Annotated in this window: 14 protein-coding genes; 8 read left to right on the plus strand and 6 right to left on the minus strand. The window is 71.6% G+C overall.

The genetic code is table 11. The features are described 5' to 3' along the window. Positions 1–336: 336 nt before the first annotated feature. The 6 genes from rsmG to rpmH form a co-directional block, all read right to left on the minus strand. Positions 337–1,017, minus strand: coding sequence for a 16S rRNA (guanine(527)-N(7))-methyltransferase RsmG (rsmG, locus tag VM324_13800; protein HVM00361.1), 681 nt, complete (start codon positions 1,015–1,017; stop codon positions 337–339). Positions 1,018–1,225: 208 nt separating this feature from the next. Then, the gene (jag, locus tag VM324_13805; protein HVM00362.1) at positions 1,226–2,101 is read right to left on the minus strand and encodes an RNA-binding cell elongation regulator Jag/EloR; all 876 of its coding nucleotides are present in this window, start codon (positions 2,099–2,101) and stop codon (positions 1,226–1,228) included. 48 nt (positions 2,102–2,149) lie between these two features. Continuing rightward, positions 2,150–2,920: a YidC/Oxa1 family membrane protein insertase gene (locus VM324_13810; protein ID HVM00363.1), complete on the minus strand. Its 771-nt coding sequence runs from the start codon at positions 2,918–2,920 to the stop codon at positions 2,150–2,152. Positions 2,921–2,923: 3 nt separating this feature from the next. Next, positions 2,924–3,151 (minus strand): membrane protein insertion efficiency factor YidD, encoded by a 228-nt coding sequence (yidD, locus tag VM324_13815; protein HVM00364.1) that lies wholly within the window; start codon positions 3,149–3,151, stop codon positions 2,924–2,926. A gap of 59 nt (positions 3,152–3,210) precedes the next feature. Then, positions 3,211–3,624 (minus strand): ribonuclease P protein component, encoded by a 414-nt coding sequence (gene rnpA, locus VM324_13820; protein HVM00365.1) that lies wholly within the window; start codon positions 3,622–3,624, stop codon positions 3,211–3,213. Between the two features lie 120 nt (positions 3,625–3,744). After that, positions 3,745–3,879: a 50S ribosomal protein L34 gene (rpmH, locus tag VM324_13825; protein ID HVM00366.1), complete on the minus strand. Its 135-nt coding sequence runs from the start codon at positions 3,877–3,879 to the stop codon at positions 3,745–3,747. 683 nt (positions 3,880–4,562) lie between these two features. On the opposite strand from rpmH, the gene dnaA reads away from it, so the two are divergent. From dnaA to VM324_13865, 8 genes are all read left to right on the plus strand, one after another. Then, on the plus strand, positions 4,563–5,939 hold the full coding sequence (dnaA, locus tag VM324_13830; GenBank protein HVM00367.1) for a chromosomal replication initiator protein DnaA: 1,377 nt from the start codon (positions 4,563–4,565) through the stop codon (positions 5,937–5,939). Positions 5,940–6,258: 319 nt separating this feature from the next. Next, entirely contained in the window at positions 6,259–7,380 is a 1,122-nt protein-coding gene (gene dnaN / locus VM324_13835) for a DNA polymerase III subunit beta (GenBank protein HVM00368.1), read from the plus strand. 19 nt (positions 7,381–7,399) lie between these two features. After that, a complete protein-coding gene (gene recF, locus VM324_13840; GenBank protein ID HVM00369.1) occupies positions 7,400–8,611 on the plus strand; it encodes a DNA replication/repair protein RecF in 1,212 nt (403 codons plus the stop codon). A 41-nt stretch (positions 8,612–8,652) separates the two neighbouring features. Further along, positions 8,653–9,033, plus strand: coding sequence for a DUF721 domain-containing protein (locus tag VM324_13845; protein HVM00370.1), 381 nt, complete (start codon positions 8,653–8,655; stop codon positions 9,031–9,033). Positions 9,034–9,250: 217 nt separating this feature from the next. Then, positions 9,251–11,272 (plus strand): DNA topoisomerase (ATP-hydrolyzing) subunit B, encoded by a 2,022-nt coding sequence (gene gyrB, locus VM324_13850; protein HVM00371.1) that lies wholly within the window; start codon positions 9,251–9,253, stop codon positions 11,270–11,272. Positions 11,273–11,280: 8 nt separating this feature from the next. Continuing rightward, positions 11,281–12,309 carry a GerMN domain-containing protein gene (locus tag VM324_13855; protein ID HVM00372.1) on the plus strand — a complete coding sequence of 343 codons (1,029 nt, stop codon included), beginning with the start codon at positions 11,281–11,283 and terminating at the stop codon, positions 12,307–12,309. Next, positions 12,306–14,783, plus strand: a complete 2,478-nt coding sequence (gyrA, locus tag VM324_13860; GenBank protein HVM00373.1) for a DNA gyrase subunit A — start codon at positions 12,306–12,308, stop codon at positions 14,781–14,783. The genes VM324_13855 and gyrA overlap by 4 nt, the downstream gene beginning before the upstream one ends. Positions 14,784–14,858: 75 nt before the next feature. Next, positions 14,859–15,575, plus strand: coding sequence for a GAF and ANTAR domain-containing protein (locus tag VM324_13865; GenBank protein HVM00374.1), 717 nt, complete (start codon positions 14,859–14,861; stop codon positions 15,573–15,575). Positions 15,576–15,599: the final 24 nt, after the last annotated feature.

Below are 15,599 nucleotides of genomic sequence, written 5' to 3' on the forward strand. Positions count from 1 at the left end.
GATCTCCCGAGGGCGCCTCCAAAGCCGCCCCCCGCCCGGCAGGCCCCGGTCGTTTCCCGTGCAACGCCTCGGCTGCCGGTGCGTCTCGTACATGTTCCACGTGAAACGGCCCGGCGTCGGCGTCTCGCATCGACGGCTGCCCCGTCATGGGCCCGGCGTCCACCGGACTCGGCACAGGTGGGTCCGCTCGCCTTGCCTGTTCCACGTGAAACCCCGTCGCGTGCGGGGGCGGCGGTTTTTCGGGGGCTTCTTCGCCGTCGCGGGCCTTGGGGGCGGGAGCGCCCGGATGCGCCTGTTCCCAGTAGCGGTACCAGGGAGTCTGGGGCGTCGGCCGGTTCAACGGCGGTTGCCTCCCAGCGGGTCTGAACGCGGACGGCCCTCCCCGCGGGGGTACGGGGGGGGAGCGGGACCAAGCGCCCGCATGATAACAAGCCAGGTCGGCCGATCGGTGGAGGTGACCTCGATGCTGTGGAGGAGCTCAAGAGCGAGTGCTTCCATCGCCGCACGACTGGCGGCCAGCTCCTCGGACCACCGCGGGCCCTTGATCGCCGCGACGAGACCGCCCTGGCAGACGAAACCGCGCGAGAGCTCGAGCACCACGGGGAGGGCGGCCAGCGCGCGACTCACCGCTCCGTCATAGCTCTGCCGGTAGGCGGGGTCATGGGCGAGGTTTTCGGCCCGGGCGGCGACCGCCCGGACGTTGCGCAGGCCGAGGTCCTCGGCGAACGCCCGCACGGCATCGATCTTCTTCTGCGTCGCATCGAGGAGGGTCCACTCGACCTCAGGTGTGAGGACGGCGAGCACGAGACCGGGAAGCCCTCCACCCGTGCCGACATCGATCCAGCGCTGTCCCGGTTCTATCCCGAGCGCCGGGACGAGGGCGGCACATTCTGCAACATGCCGATCGCGCAGCGTCGCCCGTTCGCCGCGTGCCACGAGGTTGTGGGGCGAGGCGGCGATGAGCGCCGCGAGCCTGTCGAGCTGTGCCGCAGCTCCCGGGGGCGGCGCGGGGCTCATGGGCCGCGCCGTCGGAGAGCCAACCATCTCAAGGCTGAACCACAAAAGCGGAGTTCAGCTTCAGTGTGTGGTAAGCCGGGGAGGGCAAATGCAACCAAACCGGTCGAGCCGGCGCCCGAAGCGGTGCGGTGCGGTCCGCAGGGTGGCGGCACATCACCGAACAGGCCAGGCGCCGTGGCGCACGGGGCGCCCGACAGCGCGCCGCGCGCTACGTCTCGGGGTGGATGACGACGCGCCGCTTGGGCTCGTGCCCCTCGCTGACCGAGGTCACCCCGCCGGTCTTCGCGACGAGGTTGTGCATGAGCTTGCGCTCGTAGGCGTCCATCGGCTCGAGCCGGAACGGCTCGCCCGTCTCGCGGACCTGCGCGATGGCCTCGCGGCACTTGTCCCTCAGCTTCTCGGTCTGCCGGGCCTTGTAGCCCTCCACGTCGATGCGCACGTGGGCCCGTCGTTCGGTCTGGCGCTGCACCGCGGAGCGCACGAGCTCCTGCAGGGCGTCGAGCGTCGCCCCCCGCCGCCCGATGAGGATGCCGCTGTCCACATCTTGGAGGTTCACGAAGGCCTGGTCCTCGTGAACCTCGATCTCGAGGTCGCCGGGCAGGTCGAAGCGGTCGAGGAGCCCCTCGACGAAGTCCGCTGCGAGCTCTGCCTCCTCGTCGAGCTGGTCCATGCGTTCCTGGGGGGTGAGCTCGCGCTCGACCTCGCCGGCTCCGCCGCCCTCACGCCCGCCGGCCGCGTCGCCGGCGTCCTCCGCGTGGCCCGCCGTCGCACCGTCCGTGCGCGGGTCGTCGGGGCCATCGGCGCTCTGGGTCGTCTCGGTGTCGCTTTGTGCCACGCCATCCTCCTCGTCGCGCGTTTCGTCGCTGCGGGCGGCCTCCGCGGCTGCCTGCGGGGGGTGGTGCTCGTCGGTCACCGGGCGGGCCGTCACCCGGACATGTGCCCGCCGCCCGCCCCCGAAGAGCCCCCGTCGGCCCTCGGCGAGGACCTCCACCGTCGCCTCCTCCTCGGAGAGCCCCAAGTCTGCCAGCGCGCGCCGCACGGCCTCGTCGACCGTGGCCCCCTGTCCCTCCGCGCTTCGCGTCACCGTCGTCCCTCCCTGCCAACCCGCTTGGCGCCCAGCGCACACCGGATGTTACGCCTGCTTGGGCTTCGGCTTCGGCTTGCCGGGAGCCGCAGCGGGTTCGATGTTGCGGAACATGACGTACTGCTGGGCCATCGTCCACACGTTCGTCGTCACCCAGTACAGCAGCACGCCGATCGGCAGGTTCACGGCGAAGACCGTGAGGAGCACCGGCATGGCGTAGAGCAGGATCTTCTGCTGCGGCTGGTCCGCGGCGGCCGGGTTGCTCGCCATCATCTGCCGCTGGGACAGGAAGGTGGTGAGCCCCATGAGCCCGATGAGGATGATCACGCCGATCCCCATCTGGGCGGTCGGCACCTCGGCGAGGTTGGGGATGATGTAGAAGCCCTCGGTGGCCAGCTCCGGGACCCGCCGGTCGTCGCGGAGCAGGGTGAACAGCGCGAAGAAGACCGGCATCTGCGCGAGCAGCGGCAGGCAGCTGGCGGCAGGGTTGACGTTGTGCTCCTTGTAGAGCTTCATCATCTCTTCCTGCTGCTTCTGTCGCTTTTCGCGGTACTTCTCGGGGTCCGTGCGCATGAGCGACCGGTCGGCCTTGTACTTGGCCTGGATCTTCTTCATCTGCGGCTGCAGGCCCTGCATCGCCCGCATCGAGCTGATCTGCTTCACCGCGAGCGGCACGAGCACCACCCGGACCGCGAACGTGAGCAGGATGATGGCCCAGCCCCAGGGTGCGGCGCCGAGGAGCGGCAGCGGCTCGACCACGTCGTGGAAGAAGCGCAGGACGGCACCCAGTCCGTCGATCAGGCCTTCCCAGAGGGCCACGGGTCAGGTCCTTTCCCTGTCGGTGCCCGCCACGGGCGGAACCTCGTCGAATCCACCGGGGTTGAAGGGATGGCAGCGCCCCAGCCGGCGGGCCGCCAGCCAGAGTCCCCGCAGGGCACCGTGGCGGCGCAGGGCCTCCAGCGCGTACGCCGAGCAGCTCGGCAGGAACCGGCAGCGAGGGGCGGCCGACACGGGTTGGGGGACGAGCTGGTAGGCCCGCACGGCCAGCATGAGCAGCCGCGCCACGGGGCCGGGCGCCCGCCCGGAGGCGGCGTGGCGGGTGGCCGCGCTCATAGCTCCGGTCCCGTCGCGCCGGCGGACCCCCCCGGGGGCGCCCCCGGTCCCGTCGGGGAGGCGTCGGGGGTCGACGCCTCGGCGCGTGCGTGCACCCGCTCGAGCAGACGCTGCGCCTGGCGCACGAGGTCGCCGAAGTCGGCGGTGAGGACAGAAGAGCGCCCGACGACGACGACGTCGAGTCCCGGTGGGGGGCAGGAGTGCTGCAAGGCCGCCCGCAGACGCCGCTTCGCCCGGTTGCGGCGCACCGCGTCGCCCAGCTTGCGCCCGACGACGACGGTCGCCCGCCCGGGCCCGTCGTCGAGGCGACGGCGCCCGTGGACGGCCATCGCCGGTCCCTGGGCCACGTTGCGCACGGCGAAGACCGCACGGATGTCACCGGCGGTTCGGAGGCGGTCGAAAGCGGTCACGACGAAGACCCTAGCTGCGGACCGGCGCGGGGGCTGGAGATGACCGGGCGACTCGGCGCGCCCACTGTGCACCCACGTCATCCACGATAGGACCCCCGCCGGAGGGCCGCAGCCGACGGCTCACACGCTCAGCTGGCGGCGTCCCTTGGCACGGCGGCGGTTCACGATGGCCCGGCCCGCCCGCGTCCTCATGCGATGACGGAAGCCGTGCTTGCGCTTGCGGCGCCGGTTCTTCGGCTGGTACGTGCGCTTCATGACGAGGCTCTTTTCGGTTCGCGGGCTGCGCCCGCCGGTCGAGGTAGCGGTGGTCCGGCCCCCACGGCCTGGCAGCGGCGACGTCGGAGGCGGGCCCGGGCGCAGTGTTTGGGAGAGACGCGCGCCGGACGAAACGGCCGCCACGGCAACGGACGCCACGGGACGACAGCCGAGTCTAGGAGGCCTCCGCGGGGGTGTCAACCGGGGGACCCGCGAACCGCGGTGGTGGGGAAAAGGAGGTTGCCTCCACGGTGGCGGCGATCCTATACTCCGCCCCCGTTCGACAAGTACAGACGGTGCGCGGTCACGGCCCGCTTCCTCCGCAGCCGCATCTCGCGAGAGAGGTTCCCCGTGGCTTCAAAGGCTCTTTCCGCACGGTGACTGCGCCACCACGCCCGCAGACATGTCGCCGCTTCCCCGGTGCACGGCGTCGGTGCCCATCACCCGCCTCCGCATCCCGGTGACCGGCCGCCACGCCGGTTGCGCCTCAGGGGGGCGCCCGCTCACCAGAGCGCGGCCAGCCAGCACGCCAGCACCTTGGCCCTCGCACAAGGGGCCGCTTCCCCATCCACATTTGTGGAGCATGCTGTGGATAAGGGTTGTCGATCCGGGACGGACCGGACATTTGATGGAGACGTATGCGCGGCAGCGATGAGGGGGAGCACGTGTCGGATGCCACGGCCATGGAATCGGAGGGCCTCTGGAACCGTGCGCTCAGCGACCTGCGGGAACGCGTGAGCGGGGCGGCCCTGCGGACGTGGCTCGACCAGCTGCGCCCCGTCGGCTACAGCGACGACACCGTGGTGCTCGCCGCCCCCGACAACCTCTCGCGCGCCCGCATCGCCGACCGCTACACCGAGGCGTTGCAAGCCGCCCTGACCGAGGCGGCGGGGCGCCCGGTCGAGGTTCTCGTCACCGTCCGTCCCCCTGAGTCGGCGCCGCGCGTCGACGCCCTCGACGCCCAAGCGCCGCGCGCCGCCTGGGGGCCCGAGGAGTTCCCCCGTCCGACGGGGGACCGGGGCAGCCTGCTGAACCCGAAGTACACGTTCGACCGCTTCGTCATCGGGGCGAGCAACCGGTTCGCGCACGCCGCCGCCTTCGCCGTCGCCGAGGCGCCCGCCAAGGCGTACAACCCGCTGTTCATCTACGGAGGCGCCGGCCTCGGCAAGACGCATCTCCTGCAGGCCGTCGGCCACTACACGACGATGCTCTACCCGTCCCTGCAGTGCCGCTACGTGACGAGCGAGCAGTTCACCAACGAGTTCATCGACGCGATCTCGAACGGTCGCCAGGTGCCGTTCCAGCGCCGGTACCGCGACGTCGACGTGCTGCTCATCGACGACATCCAGTTCCTGGAGTCCAAGGAGCGCACCCAGGAGGAGTTCTTCCACACCTTCAATGCGCTCCACACGGCGAACAAGCAGATCGTCATCTCCTCCGACCGTCCGCCGAAGCAGATCGGCCGGCTCGAAGAGCGCCTGCGCACCCGCTTCGAGTGGGGCCTCACCACGGACATCCAGCCGCCCGACCTCGAGACCCGACTCGCCATCCTGCGCAAGAAGTCGGGACAGGAGGGTCTCGTCGTGCCCGACGAGGTGCTCGAGCTCATCGCGAGCCGCATCTCGTCGAACATCCGCGAGCTCGAGGGCGCGCTCATCCGCGTGACGGCGGCCGGCAGCCTCCAGCACACCGAGGTCAACCTCCACATGGCCCAGCTCGTCCTGAAGGACCTGTTCCCCGACGCGGGCAGCTCCCAGATCGGGGTGAGCCTCATCATGTCGGAGACGGCCGCCTACTACGGGTTCACGCTCGAGGAGCTGTGCTCGGGCAGCCGCACACGCCAGCTGGTGAACGCCCGGCAGATCGCCATGTACCTCACCCGTGAGCTGACCGACCTCAGCCTGCCGAAGATCGGTCAGGCCTTCGGCGGCCGCGACCACACGACGGTCATCCACGCGAACAACAAGATCAGCGGGCTCATGCAGGAGCGTCCCGCGATCTACCAGCAGCTCCAGGAGCTCACGAGTCGGGTCAAGACCGCCGCGAGACAACCACGGTGAGCCGCCGTCGGGGGCTTGGGGATTGCCGGTCGACAACCAGTGGACGAACCGGGGGACGAACCGGGGTTGTCCCCGTCTGCCCGGTGAATCACACCGGCGTCGGGGACAACCGGGGTTGCGCGCACACGGCCCCCACACCCTCGCCCACACGCGCTCCCCAGGGTCGCGCCACCCGTGACCAGCGACGCCCCCGGTCGTCCCCAGGTTCCCGGGGCCCCTACGACTGTGACTGGTTCTTGCAATTATCAAGAAGATCACTACTCGGCACCCCGGCGTTGTGGGGACAACCACCCACCGGCCCGGTCTCGGGGAGGTTGTGATGAGGTTTCGCTGTGAGCGGGCGGAGTTCGCGGACGCAGCGTCGTGGGTGCTGCGCACGGTCGGTGCGCGTGCGACGCTGCCGGCGCTGTCGGGGGTGAGATTGGAGGTCGCGGGGGACCGGCTGGTGCTCGCCTCGACCGACCTCGAGGCCTCCAGCGAGCTGTCGATCCCCGTGCAGGCCGAGCGGGAGGGCGTCACGCTCGTGCCCGGCAAGCTCCTCGGCGACATCGTCCGCTCGCTGCCGAACGCCGCCGTCAGCGCCGAGGCGGACGGCGACCGCCTGCACCTGCGGTGCGGCCGCGCGAGGTTCGACCTGCGTGTCATGCCGGTCGAGGACTTCCCGGCGTTGCCGGAGCCCGCGGCGGACGCCCGCGCGGCCGTCATGAAGGCGGAGGAGTTCTCCCGTACCGTCGCCCAGGTCGCCCGCGCGGCCAGCCTCGACGACGCCCGCCCCGTGCTGACAGGCGTGAGCCTGGAGGCGACCGCGGACGCGCTCACGGCGGCCGCGACCGACTCCTACCGCCTGGCGGTGCGCACCGTGCCCTGGGACCAGGGCACGGACCGCACGGTCCTCGTGCCGCGCCGGGCGCTCGAGGAGGCCCGGCGCTCCGCCGAGCAGCTCGGCAGCGAGGTGCGCATGGTGCTCGAAGCCACGCGGGTGACGTTCGTGTTCGGTGACCGGCGGCTCACCACCAACCTCATCGAGGGCAGGTTCCCCGACTTCCGCCAGCTGATCCCCACCGGCTACGAGCGCCGGCTGACGGTCGACCGGGCAGAGCTCACCGAGGTCGTGAAGCGCGTGGCGGTCGTGGGCGACACGAACATCGCGGCGACGCCCGTCACCTTGCACCTCAGCGAGGACACCGTGCGGGTGACGGCCGGCAGCGGCGAGGTCGGTCAGGCGGAGGAGTCGCTCCCCGGCACGCTGGAGGGCGAGGAGCTGCAAATCGCGTTCAACCCCCGCTACCTCACCGACGGCCTCGACGCGACGGGGGGCGACCGCGTCGTGTTCGAGCTGCGCGACGAGCTCAAGCCCGCCGTGCTGCGCCCGGCCGCCGACACCGACGGCGAAGCGCCCGCCGGCGACTTCCTCTACCTGCTCATGCCGGTCCGGGTGTAGCAGGCCGGCGGGCCTTCGCGTGCACCTCGAGCGTCTCGAGCTGCGCGACTACCGCTCGTACCGCGCGGCCGACGTCGATCTCGGCGGGGGGGTGTGGGTGATCGTCGGCGACAACGCGCAGGGCAAGACGAACCTCGTCGAGGCGGTGCACTACCTTGCGGTCGGGCACAGCCACCGGGTGGCCGCCGACGCCCCGCTCGTGCGCGTCGGGGCCGAGGCGGCCGTCGTGCGCGCCGTCGCGCGCCTCGCCGCGGACGGCCCCGGTCGCCGGCTCACCGTCGAGCTCGAGATCCGTCCGGGGGGGCGCAACCGCTGCCGCCTCAACGGCCAGCCCCAGAACCGCACCCGCGAGGTGATCGGGCGGATCCGCAGCGTGCTGTTCGCGCCCGAGGACCTCCAGCTCGTCCGCGGGGACCCCGGCGAGCGCCGCCGCTTCCTCGACGACCTGCTCACCCAGCGCCGCCCCGCCTACGCCGCCGCCCGCCAGGATTACGAGCGGATCCTGCGCCAGCGCAACGCCCTGCTGAAGTCGGCGCGGGCCGCCCGGTCGGGCGCATCCCGCGCGCCGCATCCCGCCGACACCGATGCCCGCGCGGGAGGCGACGCCCTCGACACGTGGACGGCAGCGCTCGCAAGGGCGGGGGCGACCCTGCTCGCCGCGCGCATCGCGGCGGTCCACGCCCTCGCCGGTCCGACCGAGCAGGCCTACCGCGATCTCGTCGCGGCGTCGCCGGCGCGCGAGGCTGCCGGGCGTGTCGTGCTGCGCTACGAGCTGTCGACGGGACGTCCCATCCCGGCCGACCCGGCCGCGGGTGTGCCCGACCCCGCGTCACTCGACGCGGAGCTGCGCGAGGGGTTCGCCGCGGTCGCCGCGGCGGAGCGCGAGCGTGGCACGACGCTCGCCGGCCCGCACCGCGATGAGCTGTTCCTCGGGCTGAACGACCTGCCGGCGAAGGGCTACGCGAGCCACGGCGAGCACTGGTCGCTGGCCCTCGCCCTGCGGCTGGCGAGCCGCGAGGTGCTCCACGAGGTCGGTGAAGAGCCGATCGTGCTGCTCGACGACGTGTTCGCCGAGCTCGACGAGCAGCGGCGTGAACGGTTGGCGGCGCGCTGCGCCGGGTTCGAGCAGGTGCTCGTGACCGCGGCGGTCGACGGCGACGTGCCGCTGCCGGGCCCACGCTATCGGGTCCGGGCCGGAGAGCTCACGCGCGACCACCCGGCCGGCCGATAGGCCGTGACCCGCCGCCAGCCCAGCGGTAGGGTCGCCGCACCGTGAACCCCCTCCGGCCCCGCCGCCGCTCCGACCCCGAGGCCGAGTCGCCCGACCTGCCGCCGCGCCGCGGGTCCGAGCCCGTGCCGCTCACCGAGGTCCTCGGGGGCGCGGTCAGCCGGCGCCGGGGATGGGCGCCCCGGCTGCGGGGCGCGCGGGTGCACGCGCTGTGGACGGACATCGCCGGCGACCAGCTCGCCCGCCACACCGAACCGGTGCGGCTGCACGGCGGCGTCCTTGTCGTGCGGGCGGACTCCCCCGCATGGGCGACCGAGGTGCGCTACCTCAGCGCCGAGCTCGCCGCGCGGGCCAACGCCGTGCTCGGCCCGGAACAGGTGACGCGGGTCACGGTGGTGAGCGGCCCGTTGAAGGGCCCGGGCTGAAGGGCGAAAACGCCATCTGACCAGCGTAAACGTGCCCCCGCCAGGCATGCGGTCCGGGGGGGTTCGTGGTAGGCTTCAACGGTAAGCCCCTTGGTTGTGGTCTTGCCTCGCCGTGGCCTGCGTGCGTTCGGCGCGTGGTGACCGCCGGGAGCCGTTGGCCTGTCGCCGGCGCAGTCGCGCATCTTGGCGGGCGTCGAGAGGAGTAGACGAGAGCCCCGTGGACGAGCAGCAATCCGGATCTCCCCCCACGAGCGGGTACGACGCGAGCGACATCACCGTCCTCGAGGGCCTCGACGCCGTGCGCAAGCGGCCCGGGATGTACATCGGCTCGACCGGCCCGCGGGGTCTGCACCACCTCGTCTACGAGGTGGTGGACAACTCCGTCGACGAGGCGATGGCGGGGCGCTGCACAGCCATCGAGGTCCGGCTGCTCGCCGACGGCGGGGTCCGGGTCACCGACAACGGGCGTGGCATCCCCGTCGACGAGCACCGGGGGCTGCACAAATCCGCGCTCGAGGTCGTGCTCACGGTTCTGCACGCGGGCGGCAAGTTCGACAACAAGAGCTACGCGGTGTCCGGCGGCCTGCACGGCGTCGGCGTGTCGGTCGTGAACGCCCTGTCCGCGCGCCTCGAGGCCGAGGTGCACCGTGACGGGCGCATCCACCGCCAGTCCTACCGGCGCGGTCAGCCCGAGGGGCCGGTGGAGGTGGTCGGCGAGACCGACCGCACCGGCACGACGATCACCTTCTGGGCCGACGAGGAGATCTTCGAGTCCCTCGACTACAACTGGGAGATCCTCACCGGGCGCTTCCGCGAGACGGCGTTCCTCACCGCGGGGCTGCGCATCACGGTCGTCGACGAGCGCGAGGGTCACGCCGACGAGGACGGGGAGCGGCGGCTCGAGTTCTGCTACGACGGCGGCCTGCGCGACTTCGTGCGCTACCTCAACGCGCAGAAGGAGCCGCTGCACGAGGGGATCCTCCACTTCAGCGCCCGCGAGGACGACGAGGCCGGCACCGGGCCGACCGCGGGGATCGGTCCGTGCGAGGTCGAAGTCGCCCTGCAGTGGAACGCGAGCTACCACGAGTCGATCCACACGTTCGCGAACACCATCAACACGCACGAGGGCGGGACCCACGAGGAGGGCTTCAAGAAGGCGCTCACCGCCGTGGTCAACCGCCATGCCCGCAAGGCCGGACTGCTCGGCAAGATGAAGGGCAACGGCAAGGAGGTCAACCTCACGGGAGAGGACATCCGTGAGGGGCTGACGGCGATCGTCTCGGTCAAGCTCTCCGACCCGCAGTTCGAGGGCCAGACCAAGACGAAGCTCGGCAACACCCCCATCCGCAGCTTCGTCGAACGCACCTGCAACGAGCACCTGTCGACGTGGTTCGAGGAGCACCCGGCCGAGGCCCGGGTGATCGTCGGCAAGGCCATCCAGGGGGCGCAGGCGCGCCTGGCCGCGCGGGCTGCGCGCGAGCTGACCCGGCGCAAGGGCCTGCTCGAGTCGACCAACCTGCCGGGGAAGCTCGCCGACTGCCGGTCGACCGACCCGGCGGCGTGCGAGATATTCATCGTGGAGGGCGACTCTGCGGGGGGCTCCGCCAAGCAGGCTCGCGACAGCGAGACGCAGGCCGTGCTGCCGATCCGGGGCAAGATCCTCAACGTCGAGAAGGCCCGCCTCGGCAAGATCCTCGAGAACAAGGAGATCCAGGCGCTCATCACCGCCATCGGCACGGGGATCGGCGACGAGTTCGACCTGTCGAAGGCGAGCTACCACAAGATCGTCATGCTCATGGACGCCGACGTCGACGGCGCGCACATCCGCACGCTCGTGCTGACCTTCGCGTTCCGGCACATGCGCGAGCTGATCGAGGCCGGCTACGTCTACATCGCCCAGCCGCCGCTGTACCAGATCCAGCCGGCCGGCGCGAAGGACAAGGACAAGATCCTCTACGCGTTCAGCGATCGCGAGCGCGACGCGCTCGTCGCCGAGATGCGCGCCCAGGGCAACGGCAAGCCCCCGATGATCGGACGGTTCAAGGGCCTCGGGGAGATGGACGCCGCCCAGCTCTGGGACACGACCATGGACCCCGAGGCGCGCACGCTGCTGCAGGTGACGATGGAGGACGCCGCCGCGGCCGACCAGATGTTCACCACGCTCATGGGCGACGACGTGGAGGCGCGCCGGGACTTCATCGTGCGCAACGCCCGCGACGTGCGGTTCCTCGACGTATGAGGCGCGTCGTGCGGGCTCTCGCCGCCCTGGCCGGGGTGCTGAGCGCGGTGGCCGCCTGCACGTCCGGCGGCGGGGGAGCGGCGACGGGCACCCCGTCGCCCGCCGCGGGGCCGGTTTCGACCGAGCCGACGATGCAGCCGCCGGACATCGTCGACCTCACCGTGTACTTCCGCGCCGGGGAAGGGTCGAGCGCCTACCTCGTCCCCGTCCGGCGGGAGGCGCGGATCGACGACGACCTGCCCCGCACGGCGTTGCAGCTGCTGCTCGCGGGACCGAAGGACACCGACGGGCACGACGTCGCCGCGCCGCTGCCGTCGGCCACGAGGGTGCTCGACCTGCGGGTCGCCGACGGCACCGCCACGGTGAACCTCTCCGGGGAGGTGATCACCCACGCCGAGGAGGCGAACCCGTCGCCGGAGCACGAGGCGCTCGCGCTCGCGGCGATCGTCGGCACGCTGACCGAGTTCCCGGCCATCGAGCGGGTCCGCCTGCTCGTGGAGGGACGCCAGACCGGCTCGTACGACGGCGTGGACGTCGGCAGGTTCTGGGGCGGATGGGGGCTGCCGGAGGTGCTCGTCCGCGACGACAGCATCCTCTCCCCCCCGGCCGACGGCGAGGGGGTGCCGGCCCTCGAGCAGTTCTCCACCCAACCCCAGGCGCTCGGCGCGGACACCAGCCAGCCCGTGGCGGTGACGAGCGTGCGCATCCGCGACCGCACCACGTACCTGCGCGTGGTCGTCGAGCTCGAGAACGTCGCCGACCCTGACGCGCCCGCGGCGGTGCCGCCTGCCCAGGCCTACCCCGCCGGCGCGGACGTCGTGCTCGAGCTCGCCGGCGTCGCCGGCTACGACGCCGACTTCGCACCCGGCCAGCGCGTCGAGATCGACGACCCCGCCGTGCACGGCATCACCGTCGACGACGTCGAGGGCCGGGTGCGCATCGTCGTCGCCTCGCGCGACGCCCGGCAGTTCCTGCTCCACAACCTGTCCAGCCCCACCCGTGTCGTCCTCGACGTCACGAAGTCGACCGCACGATGAGCGACGCCGTCCCTCCCGGCGACGGGCCCCGGTCCACCAGCCGCGTCGAGCCGATCGGTATCGAAGAGGAGCTCCAGCGCTCCTATCTCGACTACGCCATGAGCGTCATCGTCGGGCGCGCCCTGCCCGACGTGCGCGACGGCCTGAAGCCCGTGCACCGGCGGATCCTGTTCGCGATGTTCGAAGGCGGGATGCGAGCGGGCACCCAGCACCGCAAGTCCGCCGCCGCCGTCGGCGACGTCATGAAGAAGTACCACCCGCACGGCGACTCGGCGATCTACGACGCCCTCGCCCGCATGGCCCAGCCCTGGGCCATCCGCTACCCGCTCATCCAGGGCCACGGCAACTTCGGGTCCGTCGACGGCGACCCACCGGCGGCGATGCGCTACACCGAGGCCCGGCTGTCACCGCTCGCGATGGAGCTGCTGCGCGACATCGACGAGGACACCGTCGACTTCGTCGACAACTACGACGGGCAGGAGTCCGAGCCGGTCGTGCTGCCGAGCCGGTTCCCCAACCTGCTCGTGAACGGCAGCGCCGGCATCGCCGTCGGCATGGCGACGAACGTCCCCCCGCACAACCTCGTCGAGATGACGGACGCGGTCATCACCCAGATCCGCGATCCCGACATCACCCTCGACGCGCTCATGCGGATAGTCCCGGGGCCCGACTTCCCCACGGGCGGGCTCATCATGGGCCTCCAGGGCATCCGCGAGGCCTACGAGACCGGGCGCGGGTCGGTGCGCATGCGCGCCGTCGCCGACATCGAGGACGACGACAAGGGCGCACGGATCGTCGTCACCGAGCTGCCCTACCAGGTCAACAAGGCCCGCCTCGCGGAGAAGATCGCCGAGCTGCACGCGCAGAAGCGCGTCACGGGGATCCGCGATCTGCGCGACGAGTCGAATCGCACGGGCATGCGCCTCGTCGTGTTCTGCAAGCGCGATGCGAACCCTCAGGTCGTGCTCAACCAGCTCTACAAGATGACCCAGCTGCAGGACACGTTCGGGGTCAACAACCTGTCGCTCGTCGACGGGGTGCCGCGCACCCTCGGCTTGAAGGCGACGATCGGCCACTACATCGACCACCAGGTCGACATCATCACCCGGCGCACCCGCTACCGCCTGCGTAAGGCCGAGGAGCGCGCGCACGTCCTCGAGGGGCTCATCGTCGCCCTCGACCACCTCGACGAGATCATCGCGCTCATCCGCGCGGCGGAGTCCGCCGACGCCGCCATGCGCGAGCTGGCGGAGCGCTTCACGCTCACCGAGATCCAGGCCCGCGCGATCCTCGACATGCAGCTGCGCCGCCTCGCCCAGCTCGAGCGCCAGCGCATCCTCGACGAGTACACCGAGCTCACCGAGCGCATCGCCGACCTGCGCGACATCCTCGCCCGACCCGAGCGCATCCGCGACATCATCATCGAGGAGCTCACCGAGCTGCGCGACCGGTTCGGTGACGCCCGTCGCACCCAGATCGTGCCGAGCGACGGCGAGGTCGACTTGGCCGACCTCATCGCGCAGACCGACATCATCGTGACCCTCACCCGGGCCGGCTACGTGAAGCGGGTGCCGGTGAGCGAGTACCGCACGCAGCGGCGCGGCGGCAAGGGGGTGACGAGCGGGGCGCTCAAAGAGGACGACATCATCCGCGACCTCATCGTCACGACGACCCACCACTGGCTGCTCTTCTTCACCAACCAGGGCCGGGTGTACCGCGTCCGCGCCTGGCAGCTGCCGGAGAAGAGCCGCACCGCCCGGGGGGTCTACGTCGCGAACGTCGAGGGCCTCGCGCTCGCGCCCGGCGAGAAGATCGCGGCGGTCGTCGCGGTCACCGACGAGGAGCTGCGGGAGAGCACCTCCTATCTGCTGTTCGCCACCCGGCAGGGGATGGTCAAGCGCACCCCCCTCGCCGACTACGACTCCCCGCGCAGCGTGCTCATCGCCATCAACCTCCGCGACGGTGACGAGCTCATCGGCGTGCAGGTCACCTCCGGCGAGGACGAGGTGATCCTCGTGTCGCGCCGCGCGATGGCGATCCGCTTCTCCGAGTCCGACGTGCGCCCGATGGGCCGCGACACCACCGGGGTGATCGGCATGGCGCTCTCCGCGGGGGACGAGGTGCTGTCGGCCACCCAGGCCATGGTCGACGGGCAGCTCCTCGTGGTCACCGAGGAGGGCTACGGCAAGCGGACGCCGCTCGAGCGCTACCCCGTGCAGCGTCGGGGCGGCAAGGGGGTGCTGACCGCCAAGCTCGTCGCGTCGCGCGGAGGACTGGCGGGGGCGCTCGTCGCCGCCTACGAGCAGGAGATCTTCCTCGTCACCGACACCGGGACGATCATCCGCATGGACGTCGGCGACATCCGGCCCACAGGGCGCTCCACCCAGGGCGTCCGGCTCATGAAGCCCTCGCAGGGCGCGAAGGTCGTCTCCGTCGCGCCGGTCATCGAGGGCGAGGAGCTCGAGGAGGCATGACGCGCGCCGCGGTCCCATCGCCCCCCGTCGCACCCTTGGCCGACAGCATCGCCGTCGAGTACGGTGCCGCACACGATGGTTGACCACCAGCGGCTTGCCGGTGTGCTCGTGGCTTTCGCCCGCAACCTTGTCGGCGACTACGACATCGACGTCATGCTCGACGCCCTGTGCCGGGAGGTGGCCGCCGCGCTCCCCGTGACCGCAGCCGGGGTGATGATCGCCGACGAGGGGGGCAACCTCCGGTTCGTCGCCGCCTCCGACGATCTCGTCCGCGAGATCGAAAGTCTGCAGATCGAGCTCGGGGAGGGTCCCTGCCTGCACGCCTACATGACCGGCGAGCAGGTCGTGGAGGAGGACCTGGAGGTCGGCTCCCGCTTCCCCCGGTTCGCGCCGCGGGCGGTCAAGGCGGGCCTGCGTGGCGTCTACAGCTTCCCCATGCGCCTGCACGACGGCGACCAGCACGTCGGCGCGCTGAACTTCTACACCGCGGGTCCCGGGGACTTCGGCGACGAGGACCGCGAGGCCGGGCAGATCCTCGCCGACGTGGCGACGAGCTACATCCTGAACGCTCGGGCCTTCGAGCACTCCGTCCGCCTCACCGGCCAGCTGCAGCACGCGCTCGACACCCGCGTCGTCGTCGAGCAGGCCAAGGGCAAGCTGTCCGAGCAGCTCGCGACCAGCCCCTCCGAGGCCTTCGAGCGGATGCGTCAGCACGCGCGGCGCAACCGCCGCAAGCTCCACGACATCGCGCGTGAGATCCTCGACGGCCGGTTACGGCTGGGAGAGCCATGAGCCCGACGCCCCCCGACGGGGAAC

The organism is Egibacteraceae bacterium (assembly GCA_035540635.1).
Taxonomy (GTDB): domain Bacteria; phylum Actinomycetota; class Nitriliruptoria; order Euzebyales; family Egibacteraceae; genus DATLGH01.

What these genes read in the sequence shown, in the direction of transcription:
- rpmH (HVM00366.1), bottom strand. Translation starts at nt 3,879, where the DNA reads ATGAAGCGCACGTACCAGCCGAAGAACCGGCGCCGCAAGCGCAAGCAC.
- gyrA (HVM00373.1), top strand. Translation starts at nt 12,306, where the DNA reads ATGAGCGACGCCGTCCCTCCCGGCGACGGGCCCCGGTCCACCAGCCGC.
- dnaA (HVM00367.1), top strand. Translation starts at nt 4,563, where the DNA reads ATGGAATCGGAGGGCCTCTGGAACCGTGCGCTCAGCGACCTGCGGGAA.
- dnaN (HVM00368.1), top strand. Translation starts at nt 6,259, where the DNA reads ATGAGGTTTCGCTGTGAGCGGGCGGAGTTCGCGGACGCAGCGTCGTGG.
- VM324_13865 (HVM00374.1), top strand. Translation starts at nt 14,859, where the DNA reads ATGGTTGACCACCAGCGGCTTGCCGGTGTGCTCGTGGCTTTCGCCCGC.
- rsmG (HVM00361.1), bottom strand. Translation starts at nt 1,017, where the DNA reads ATGAGCCCCGCGCCGCCCCCGGGAGCTGCGGCACAGCTCGACAGGCTC.
- yidD (HVM00364.1), bottom strand. Translation starts at nt 3,151, where the DNA reads ATGCTGGCCGTGCGGGCCTACCAGCTCGTCCCCCAACCCGTGTCGGCC.